This window comes from Vreelandella aquamarina, from assembly GCF_900110265.1.
Classification (GTDB): Bacteria; Pseudomonadota; Gammaproteobacteria; order Pseudomonadales; family Halomonadaceae; genus Vreelandella; species Vreelandella aquamarina.
The window spans coordinates 1-6,510 of the sequence record NZ_FODB01000094.1; the positions used below are offsets into that span (position 1 = coordinate 1).

Sequence of the window (6,510 nt, forward strand, 5' to 3'; positions counted from 1 at the left end):
GCCGCGCTCGGCACCTTCTGCAGGGTCAGCAGTTGTTGGAAGGGCTTGTCGCGGCGGAAGTTCTCGACAGCGTCATAGTCGCTCATGCCCAGACACAGCAGGCCCAGGTAGCTCTTGATCACGTCACTGGTGCGCATGCCCAGCGTGGTGGGGAAGCGGCTGTCGATGCTGTCGACGCCAGCGATCTCGAAGCATTGCCCGATGATGGACAGCCCGGCGTGGCTGGTGAGGGTGCGGCGACTGGCGCGGAACTTTATGTTGGGCATGGCACTGTCTGGGTGAATGGCGATAATGGCTATATTGCCATGCAGGTCAGTGGGTTAGAAGTGCTTCCGGGGGCCGGTCTCACGGATTCAGGTGCAAATTAGGGTGCATTAAACCGGAGCCCAATACTGACAGAGGTGTAACTCGGTTTTTAAACCCCCCTTTTTCCCACCCCCACCCTAGAATACTTCCAACAGAAATCGCATCACAGGAGAAAAGCCCTTTCTTTACTACACTAACCCCTACAATCTCTTCAAGCACTATACGACCAAACTCGTCACCTAAGTTTGGCACACCACTTTTTGGAACAAACCAGTACATCCCTAACTCTTGCATTAACACCTCTCAAAATAAATCTTGTTGACTATTATTTAATATTGACTATCTTGCAAAATCATGACTAAGCGTGGTTTCTGTCAACTTAACTTTTGCTGAATTTATATCTACAAAATTTTTTGAGTAATCGAGATCGTATTCAAACCATCTCTTCCCCTTCTCATCTGGCTCTTCAGCAAACTCATGCTCGACACCTATTTCTTGCGACAACAAAAAAAACTCTGAAGAGACATGTCTAGAGAACGACTCAAGAACTTTTGTTTTAGGCTTGGAGAAAACAATATTAGAGAATCCTGCACCATGCGGCCCCAAAACAAAGTCGGCAGAATTAAAAATACTCGCCGCGGCTGAAACAGTAATTTTATCCAGATTTAATATTTCAAACCCTCTATCTTTAAGAGTCTCCAGCCCCTTGTTATCATCAATCAGTGCGCGCCTTCCTTTTTCTCTATTTATGAAAACTTTCTTTGAAGGTAGAGTATGGCAGTCTGAAGCTCCCTTATCATGGAAAAGGCTTCTAATATATTCCACTTGCCAGCAAGGCGTTACCATCTTATACCTAGATGGCGTGATATCAATTAGGTCTTCTACCAAATATACAGTACCCTCTTTGTTTCTTTCAACCACCACACCATCGTCAACACCAAGCTTATTCAAAGTCTCATTGTGATATGGACGATTAGCAACATTTAAAATAATATTTTTAAAATCTTTTATGTTGAATCCAGCATCACGCACCAAAGGAATTTTTGAAACGCAATCAAAAAGCCAGTGACTAAACAGGCTTCCACCTGGCTCAACCATGTTGAGGGTGAGACCTCTAATATTTTTTACATCATCAACTTTGACTTCCTCACCTTTAAAATAATCATCTTTATTAAAGATATACTTCTTGCTCCCCTCGAGCACAACAACTACATTCCTATACCTTCTCACCTCAATTTCTGGCTCAAAGAGCTTTCCCCAGCAAAGCCTTGGGTGACCTACCTCTGGATTTACTACATGTCTTTCCTTATGCTTTCTCACCACTAGAGACTCATCTGGCGCCGCATTCATAATCCAAATTCTCACAAAGCTTAAAAATTTCAACATCCGCCAAATTTGCTTCCATCAATTTGGCAAACACTTCCGGTGAAATCTTTTCCTCAAAGTCCTTGAGCTTATCATCTAGCGATTTCTTGATATCCCGGCTGACGTTCTTCTCCACCGGCTTGAGCTGCATGCCCTCGAAGCCTTCACTCTGCAGCCATTTCTCCAGGCGGGCCATGGAGTCGGCGAACTGCTCGACGATGCCGACAAACGGCAGGGTCTCCAGCGCCTTCTTGGCGCGGGTGAACTCGTCGCCCTGCTTCTCGCCGAACATCATCGCCAGGCGTTGCATATGGAAGTTGCGGCACTGGCGGTCATGGGGCAACGCCAGGCGGGTCTCGATATAGCCCGAGATATCGGTATTGCGCGCCAGCACGGCGCCGAAGCTGTCGCCGTCCTGCTTAGTCTCGAAAGCATAGGCCGAGGCGATGCGATCAATGGGATGACGCAGGAAGATTACCGGCAACACCTTCACGCCTTCGAGTTTGGGCGGTGGCAGATAGGCCGTGTGAGAAGAGAAAATCTTCGCTTGAGGATTTTCGAGGATCCACTGGGCGACCTGCTCCCGATTGGCCTTGGGCTGGCCGGGGAACTCTTGGGTGACCCACTCCTCCGGCGCCACATTCTCCTTGAAGGCCGCATCCAGCGAGGTGCCGGCGTTCTTGAACAAGTGATAGTGCAGAATGACCTTGCGCATGCGGTCTCTCTCTGGCTGATGCAAGAATGCCCGCCAGCGGCGGGCATCAACGCAGGAATTGTTGTCAGTGCTGAGAAATCAGCGACTTCTTGCGGTTCGGCGGATACACGCCCACGCCCTCCAGGGCCTTGGCCATACCCTTAATGCCATTGTCGAAGCTATAGTTGCTGCGGGCCAATGTCAAGGCGTTGTCGCTCACCTGCTGCCAACGTTTCTCGTCTTCGTAGAGCTCGGCGATGGCCTCGACCCAGGCCTGGGGCTCCTCCACGATCATCGCGCTGACGCCATGGGTGAGGCCGGTGGCCTCGGCGGCCACGGGGCTCAGCACCTGGGGCACGCCGGCAGACATGCCCTCCAGCACCTTGCCCTTGATGCCGGCGCCGGAGAGCAGTGGGGCCACCATCAGCCGGGCGCTCTCGAACACGTCGTCCAGGCTCTCGACGAAGCCCTCCAGGATCACGTCGTCGGCCTCGTACTGCTTGAAGCTCTCCGGCATATGGCTGCCATAGATATGGAAGGCCACGCCGGGCAGGCGCTTGCGCAGCAGCGGCATCACCTTCTCGACGAAGAACTCCACCGCATCGATGTTGGGGTGGTGACGATAGCCGCCGAGGAAAGCCAGGCCGCTGCGCTCCTTGAACGGGGTGCGGTGGCCGCGGCCATCCAGCACCCAGGGGGTAATGTAGAGGTTGTCGGTCTTGAGGTTGTGGCTGGCGATGACCGCGTGCTCGGTGGGGTTGTAGGAGAGGATGCCATCCACCTGGCGCATCAGCCCCAGCTCGCGGTCACGGGTGGCCAGCGGGCCGGAGAGGTCCGATTTGTTGGCGGCCAGGGCGGCGCGCAGCTCGCGCAGGAAGTGCAAGTCGGCGTTGTTGAACAGTACCTTGGCGTTGGTGTGCTGCTTCACCGCCGGCAGGTGACGCTCGGCCACGTCGAAGCGAGTGATGTAGACCACATCGAACTCGTTGCCGCGGCTCTGCAGCACCTGCTCTACCGAGGTCTGGAAGGGGGCATAGAAGCACTCCACGCCCATCTTCTGCAGGGCATCGGTGTACTTGCCCATATGGGCCATGTTCTCGGCCACGAAGCTGACCTTGAAGCCGTTGGCCTGCAGCATGCGCATCTCCTGCACGGCGGCGTAGGAGCCGGCATCGTGGTCGGGGCGCGGCACGGCGTAGTCGATCAGCAGCACGCGGTAGGCGACGCCGCGGTCCTTGTGGAAGGGCACGTTGTCGAACGACGGCTGGCCGTTGTTCATGTAGCTGTCGATCCACTTGGCGCGGAACTTGGGCGCGTTGATCACCTGGTTCTTCTTCACGCCCTGGCTCTCGTCGCGGCCGTTGCTCATGCCCTCGAAGTGCACCACTACCGAGTAGGGGGCGTACACCGTCTTGTAGCCATAGTCGCGGATCTTGAAGGCGAGGTCGGTATCCTCGTAGTAGGCGGGGGCGAACTCGTCGGAGAAGCCGCCGACCTCCTCCCAGATCTTGCGCGGCACCATCAGCGAGGCACCGGAGAGGTAATCCGCCTGACGGGCGTAGTTCCACTCCGGCGCCTGGGGGTTGCCGCGGTTGCCCAGGTTCCACGGCTGGCCGTTACCCCAAACGATGCCGCCCGCCTCCTGCAGCTTGCCGTCCGGGTAGATCAGCTTGGAACCGGCCATGCCCACGCCGTCGAAGCGCTGGAAGGTGTCGACCATCTCGTCCAGCCAGCCGGAGGTGACCTCGGTGTCGTTGTTGAGCATCACCACGTACTCGCCGCGCGCCTGCTTGGCGGCCTTGTTGCAGTTGCGCAGGAAGCCGAGGTTATGCTCGTTGACGATGACGTTGACGTTCTCGACGATCTCCGGCAGCTCGGTGGTGCGGTCGGTGGAGCAGTCGTCTACCACGATGACCTCGAAGCTGGCCTTGTTCCAGGCCAGGATCAACGAGGCCAGACAGTGGTACGTCAGCTCCAGCTTGTTGTGCACCGGGATGACGATGGAGACATCGGGCTTGGCGACCTTGGGCAGGCTGAGCTTGGGGAAGCGCTTGCGCCCCTCGTAGCCTTCCAGCACCACCTGATGGGCGAGCATCAGGTTGGCGATCTGCGCCGTCACCTGGGGAGTGGACTTGCTGGCCTCCAGGTTCTCCAGCTGGCGGCGCAGCGATTCGTAGCGATAGCCGGCGGTGCGCGAGAGGCTGGAGTAGTTCAGCTCGCGGGCACTGCTGGAAAGATGCTCCCAAGGCGTGAGGATGCTGGGGAACACATCCACGTAGGTGGCTTCGGCGTTGACGTTGCCCAGCAGCGAGAGGGTAAGCGCATGCAGGCCGCCATCGCACAGCTCGCGGGGCACAGGGATATTGAAGCGGTAGTGGCCGGGGCCGACCTTCACCGCGCCGGCCTGGTCGAGCACATCGCCGTTCTCGCCGATGAGGTTGAAACCGATGTGCTCCCCATCACTGCCACTGATGCGGATACTCCCCTGCAGGTGCCCCCATGCCAACTCTTCAAAGACGATTCCTTGGTTTTGCGGCGCCTGGACTTCGACTTCGAAAGTTTTCGCAGCAATGGATATACCCGATTCGGCGTCGCTTATCTTCAACTCTACCTTGCCGGCTTGCTGAGGCGATTTTACCTTGGCCTGAAAGCCGTGCTTCCCGTTGCCCCTTCCCTGCTGCTTCAAGTCCGGTCGGAACTGATCCGCCACGGCGATTCCCAACAGCTCATGACTGCTGAAGACCTCAACCGTAATGGGTTTATCTGGCAGCTCCGGGTCCCAGGCCCATCCGGTCACTACACCACCTTCATAGTGGTCGATATGGCCCTCGAACTGCTTGGGGTCTTTTGGAAATGATTCTGCGCTACGATCTTTCTTGATCTTGGACATAGATGGAATACCGTTGCTTGATTTTACAGCCCGCGGCTGCCAAGTAATTACAAGTGGTTTATTCAAACTTGGGAGCATCTACAAAGGCATCGCCTTGCCCGTCTTTTTCGGAGACCCGCGGCGGGTTGCCGGCCGCTAGCGGCCAATCGATAGAAAGCGTTGGGTCGTCCCAGCGGATGCAGTATTCGTCGCCGGGGTTGTAGTAATCGGTGCACTTGTACTGGAACTCGGCCTCGTCGCTGGTGACGTAGAAGGCGTGGGCGAAGCCCGGCGGCACCCACAGCAGCTGCTTGTTCTCGGCGGAGAGCGTGGCGCCCACCCACTGACCGAAGGTGGGGCTCGACTGGCGCAGGTCTACCGCCACGTCGAACACCTCGCCGCGGGTCACCCGCACCAGCTTGCCCTGGGGTTTCTCCAGCTGGTAATGCAGGCCGCGCAGGATACCGTGGGCCGACAGGCTGTGGTTATCCTGAACGAAGGTGTAGTCGCCGCAGTGCTGCTCGAACTCGGACTGGCGGAAGGTTTCCATGAAGAAGCCGCGTTCGTCGCCGAAGACCTTGGGGGTGAGCAGGACGACGTCGGGAATGGCGAGTTTTTCGTAGTGCATGGGGGAACCGTGAATAGTGAATAGTGAAGGGGTGAGTGGGGCCGTCGACGACTTACCACTCACCGTTTACCGGTTACTTCTTGCCTGCTAACAGGCGCTGTAGGTACTGCCCATATTGGGTTTTGGCAAGCGGTTTGGCAAGTTCGGCTAAGCGTTCATCGCTCACCCAGCCTTGCTGCCAAGCAATTTCTTCCAAGCACGCAATTTTTTCCAACAAGGATTGGCTAAGGGCAAGACTTAAGTGCTTAATCTAATATTTTCGTGCATTATCGATACGAGGATCTCGGGCGCGGATGGAACCATGGCAAGAAGGCGCTTTATTGCTCCACTTTCTGACTCTGAACAGCAGACGCTGACCTCTGCTTATCAAGATGGTGAGAAGCGCGCCTTACGTCGTCGTGCTCATGCCATCCTGTTAAGCAATCAAGGCCATACCATCAATCAAATCAGCGAGATACTGCAGGTTCGTCGCGATGCCGTATCACGATGGCTCAAGCAATGGGAAGCGTCGGGCCTTGATGGTCTAATCGATAAGCCGCGCAGTGGTCGAACGCCTGCCTTGGATGACAATGACCATCAGCGACTGCAGGAGCTGGTCGCAGAACAGCCCCATCAGCTCCGCTCCTTGCACGCCCGCTTTCAGGAGGA

Annotated in this window: 6 protein-coding genes and 2 pseudogenes; 1 reads left to right on the plus strand and 7 read right to left on the minus strand. The window is 56.1% G+C overall.

The window, feature by feature from the left end; translation table 11 throughout:
* The 7 genes and pseudogenes from BMY49_RS16655 to BMY49_RS16680 all read right to left on the minus strand — a co-directional run.
* A pseudogene (locus tag BMY49_RS16655) lies at positions 1 to 266 on the minus strand (IS1380 family transposase); the annotation flags it as partial.
* Between the two features lie 79 nt (positions 267 to 345).
* Positions 346 to 600 carry a hypothetical protein gene (locus BMY49_RS17640; RefSeq protein WP_208596226.1) on the minus strand — a complete coding sequence of 85 codons (255 nt, stop codon included), beginning with the start codon at positions 598 to 600 and terminating at the stop codon, positions 346 to 348.
* Between the two features lie 45 nt (positions 601 to 645).
* A complete protein-coding gene (locus BMY49_RS16660) occupies positions 646 to 1,692 on the minus strand; it encodes a glycosyltransferase family 61 protein (RefSeq protein ID WP_089676103.1) in 1,047 nt (348 codons plus the stop codon).
* Positions 1,637 to 2,386, minus strand: a complete 750-nt coding sequence (locus BMY49_RS16665) for a sulfotransferase family 2 domain-containing protein (protein WP_089676104.1) — start codon at positions 2,384 to 2,386, stop codon at positions 1,637 to 1,639. The genes BMY49_RS16660 and BMY49_RS16665 overlap by 56 nt, the downstream gene beginning before the upstream one ends.
* Before the next feature lie 64 nt (positions 2,387 to 2,450).
* Positions 2,451 to 5,255, minus strand: coding sequence for a glycosyltransferase (locus BMY49_RS16670; RefSeq protein WP_089676105.1), 2,805 nt, complete (start codon positions 5,253 to 5,255; stop codon positions 2,451 to 2,453).
* A 58-nt stretch (positions 5,256 to 5,313) separates the two neighbouring features.
* Positions 5,314 to 5,862 (minus strand): dTDP-4-dehydrorhamnose 3,5-epimerase, encoded by a 549-nt coding sequence (gene rfbC, locus BMY49_RS16675; protein ID WP_089676106.1) that lies wholly within the window; start codon positions 5,860 to 5,862, stop codon positions 5,314 to 5,316.
* Positions 5,863 to 5,935: 73 nt separating this feature from the next.
* Positions 5,936 to 6,070 (minus strand): annotated as a pseudogene (locus tag BMY49_RS16680) (glucose-1-phosphate thymidylyltransferase); the annotation flags it as partial.
* A gap of 93 nt (positions 6,071 to 6,163) precedes the next feature.
* On the opposite strand from BMY49_RS16680, the gene BMY49_RS16685 reads away from it, so the two are divergent.
* The coding region (locus BMY49_RS16685) for a helix-turn-helix domain-containing protein (RefSeq protein WP_143058162.1) at positions 6,164 to 6,510 on the plus strand (347 nt) is incomplete at its 3' end.

Bases quoted from the DNA above. Each gene is read 5' to 3' on its own strand.
- BMY49_RS17640 (WP_208596226.1), bottom strand. From the start codon at position 600: ATGCAAGAGTTAGGGATGTACTGGTTTGTTCCAAAAAGTGGTGTGCCA.
- BMY49_RS16660 (WP_089676103.1), bottom strand. From the start codon at position 1,692: ATGTTGAAATTTTTAAGCTTTGTGAGAATTTGGATTATGAATGCGGCG.
- BMY49_RS16665 (WP_089676104.1), bottom strand. From the start codon at position 2,386: ATGCGCAAGGTCATTCTGCACTATCACTTGTTCAAGAACGCCGGCACC.
- BMY49_RS16670 (WP_089676105.1), bottom strand. From the start codon at position 5,255: ATGTCCAAGATCAAGAAAGATCGTAGCGCAGAATCATTTCCAAAAGAC.
- rfbC (WP_089676106.1), bottom strand. From the start codon at position 5,862: ATGCACTACGAAAAACTCGCCATTCCCGACGTCGTCCTGCTCACCCCC.